The sequence below is a fragment of the Reichenbachiella sp. MALMAid0571 genome (assembly GCF_040151475.1).
In the GTDB taxonomy this organism is placed as follows: Bacteria; Bacteroidota; Bacteroidia; order Cytophagales; family Cyclobacteriaceae; genus CAXBNB01.
In genome coordinates, this window is record NZ_JBDKWG010000080.1 from 1 (window position 1) to 3,541 (window position 3,541).

General features: G+C 40.8%; 4 protein-coding genes. All 4 read left to right on the plus strand.

Features of this window, described 5'->3' with window-relative positions:
* On the plus strand, nt 1–875 hold an 875-nt coding region (locus AAOP42_RS02005), incomplete at its 5' end, for an RHS repeat protein (protein ID WP_349526781.1).
* Between the two features lie 2 nt (nt 876–877).
* Nucleotides 878–1,324 (plus strand): hypothetical protein, encoded by a 447-nt coding sequence (locus tag AAOP42_RS02010; protein ID WP_349526782.1) that lies wholly within the window; start codon nt 878–880, stop codon nt 1,322–1,324.
* A gap of 30 nt (nt 1,325–1,354) precedes the next feature.
* Nucleotides 1,355–2,677, plus strand: coding sequence for an RHS repeat-associated core domain-containing protein (locus AAOP42_RS02015; protein ID WP_349526783.1), 1,323 nt, complete (start codon nt 1,355–1,357; stop codon nt 2,675–2,677).
* Between the two features lie 239 nt (nt 2,678–2,916).
* Nucleotides 2,917–3,541: hypothetical protein (locus AAOP42_RS02020; RefSeq protein WP_349526784.1), on the plus strand; the 625-nt coding region annotated here is incomplete at its 3' end.

Consider the following 3,541-nt stretch of genomic DNA (forward strand, 5'->3'; position numbering starts at 1 on the left):
GCGTGGACATCACCCAGACTACAGACTACTATCCAGGCGGATCAGTCCTGAGTCACTGGGAAAAGGAGGATTACCGATTCGGCTACCAGGGCCAATATGCAGAAGAAGACGAGGAGACTGGGTTTAATCATTTTGAAGCTAGGGAGTATGATTCGAAAATAAATAGGTGGCTAGTACCTGACCCAGCTAAACAGTTTGCTTCTCCTTACAATGGAATGGGTAATAATCCTATTAATGGAGTTGACCCTAATGGCGAAAGAGTTTGGTTTTGGTTTATGCAAATTGAAGCGAAAGGAGGAGTTAATCCGTACGGACCTGGGTATAATAACAATCAAATGACTGGTTTTGCGTATGATGACATAGGAAAAATATCTTTTACAGTCCATGATGAACATCAAGCTGTAAGTGCACAAAAACATTCTCCAGGTAATATGGGTACGGATATAGTTTTAGGAGGTGGAACCGGAGTAGAATGGGGTTTTCTTTATGATGGAAAGAGGACTAATTTTATTGATGCGGCTAATGCACATAATAGAACATATGATGTTACTGTCATTGATGTAACAAGTGGTGATGGTCAGTTTGGGTTGGCAGGAGGACTTACAATTGGGGCTAGCTATTCAAGTGTTGCATGGAAAAATATAAGATTCTTTGCCTTTTTACCTGATGAACTTGCAAGAGTTACTGGTGGATGGACTGGAATAACGAATGATCGTTGGAACGTATATACTGGCGAAGATGGTTTTGAGTATTTGCAATACAGAGATTCAGGATCAGAGTTTATAAAAACCGACTTGCGGTTACATAAAGTAGGAAAAGAAGGATATATGACCGATGGTTACAGAGCAGGATATGATAAACTACAAAATGAATAGTCATGACAATAGTAAACATTTTATCTAACCTTAGCCGTGTGGCAAAAATTAAACTAATTGTGATTTTGATTTTGTGTTTATCTAACCTTTTAACAATTGTTGGTTTACCCAAAGAAGAGCTTATTGTTTTTATTGAGTTAGATTTAATGGGGTTATTTATTGAATTTGCACAAGTAATGATTTTTTCCTTTCTGGGAGTGTTTTTGTTTTTGAGACTAATGTCAAAGAAAGCGAAAGTTTCTTTTAATAAGTACCTGGATTTGTTTCCAATATCTTTAATTCATTTTGTTGCTGTTTTATTTGCCACAAATGGAATGTTATATATAGTAATATATGGAATAAAAGGGGTACTATCTGGCTTAGGTTTTATACTTATTGCTTTTGGAATTGGTACTTGGGTAGCACTAAAAATCTATCATAATAGATATATAATTCGCCCGTTCTTTTAAGTCTTCCGAAGGATGACTTGAAAGTAATGAATGAAAGGCAGAGACTTTGTCTCGGAGGTAAACTATTCCCTCGAAGTGAAAGAAGGGGATAAACTGGAGCTGGACGTCAATGTCTTTTTCGTTGAGGATGATAACGATGAGGTATTCCCAGGGCTGATGGGCTTTCTGGCAAGCAGCTTTGGCGTATCCAATGGCATAGGCAGTGAGACAGCCCATATCTACGATGGATTGGAAAATGCCTCCGGCCTGCTGGCACTCTCACTCACCAATTCATCAAATGCGCCAAGGGCCTACCTGATGTGCATGGTCTTCGATCAGGACTATGTACTTATCGACCCGACCGCCGGAGGCTATGACTTCTATACACCCGTACCGGAAGCAGCCGCCACAGAAACCCAAAATATCTCCCTGGAGATAGATATTCCCGAAAACGCAAAGTATATTTACACCTATGTGGCCAACGAAAGTGCTGGCACCAATGTGTTCTTTGACGATTTTACAGTAAAGCAACTCGGCGTGGACATCACTCAGACCACAGACTACTATCCCTTTGGCTCTGTCCTGAGTCATTGGCAAAAAGAGAATTATAGATTTGGCTATCAAGGGAAATTTGCTGAAGAAGACGAGGAGACGGGTTTTAACCAATTCAAGGCTAGACAATTTGATGCAAGGATTGGTAGGTGGATGAGAGTTGATCCTGCCAGACAGTTTCATTCACCTTATAACGGAATGGGTAATGATCCTGTGAATGGAGTCGACCCTGATGGAGAAGCATGGCACATAGCGATAGGAGCGGTAATAGGGGCTGGTTTTGCTATTTATGATTTAGCTCAAGAAGAAGGAGGTATTGATTTGACAGATAGTAGGACTTATTTGAAAATTGGTATTGGAGCTGGTACAGGTGCACTTATTGCGGCTAGTCCTGCTACTTTGATAGGAATGTCAGAGGTTGGAGCTATTTCGTTATCAGCATCAATGGCCAACCAAGCGATTGATGATTATCATGGAAAAGCTGTACCTGATCCATCCAGAGCATTGATAAGTACTGCTGTCACTACACTTACTACAGGTACTGGTGGAAGGTTTACCAATCGTTACATTAATAAGGTGCATCAAACTTGGCGAAGAGGAGAGGCTGGAACTAAAGTTCCTTTTGCTTATAAATATCCGAATGTATTTACTTCATTTGTAAATTCAGTTTTGGATTTATCTACTGGTGCTTTTGATAGACTGTTTCAAATTGAGCCAACACCTAAGGAATCACTTCCTGAAGCTTCAATTGAATTTGGACCCGTGATATTTGATGATGTAGTTCCAGACAATCTTAACGAATTTGATCTTGATGAGAAGTAGTTTTTATGAAAAAAATATTAATATCTATTTTAAAATTATGCCTCCTTTTTGCAATTGTTCCGGCAGTTGGAATTTGGTATCAGCGAGATTTGACCGTTTATCAAATGATTTTTGTATATTTTGTATTAGTCTTTTCATTTGTAGTAATAGGTCTGTTATTGCAGTTGCTGAATCGAATGTTTTAGTATCAATTCCCCCCGTTCTTTTAAGTCTTCCGAAGGATGACTTGAAAGTAATGAATGAAAGGTAGAGACTCTGTCTCGGAGGTAAACTATTCCCTCGAAGTGAAAGAAGGGGATAAACTAGAGCTGGACGTCAACGTCTTTTTCGTTGAGGATGATAACGACGAAGTATTCCCAGGGCTAATGGGCTTTTTGGCGAGTAGCTTTGGCGTATCCAATGGCATAGGCAGTGAGACAGCCCATATCTACGATGGGTTGGAAAATGCCTCCGGCCTGCTGGCACTCTCGCTCACCAATTCATCAAATGCGCCAAGGGCCTACCTGATGTGCATGGTCTTCGACCAGGATTATGTACTGATAGATCCTACAGCCGGAGGCTATGACTACTATACACCTGTGCCGGAAGCTGCCGCCACAGAAACCCAAAATATCTCCCTGGAGATAGACATTCCCGAAAACGCAAAGTATATTTACACCTATGTGGCCAACGAAAGTGCTGGCACCAATGTGTTCTTTGACGATTTTACAGTAAAGCAACTGGGCGTGGACATCACCCAGACTACAGACTACTATCCAGGCGGATCAGTCCTGAGTCACTGGGAAAAGGAGGATTACCGATTCGGCTACCAGGGCCAATATGCAGAAGAAGACGAGGAGACTGGGTTTAATCATTTTGAAGCTA

What these genes read in the sequence shown, in the direction of transcription:
- AAOP42_RS02010 (WP_349526782.1), top strand. Translation starts at nt 878, where the DNA reads ATGACAATAGTAAACATTTTATCTAACCTTAGCCGTGTGGCAAAAATT.
- AAOP42_RS02015 (WP_349526783.1), top strand. Translation starts at nt 1,355, where the DNA reads ATGAAAGGCAGAGACTTTGTCTCGGAGGTAAACTATTCCCTCGAAGTG.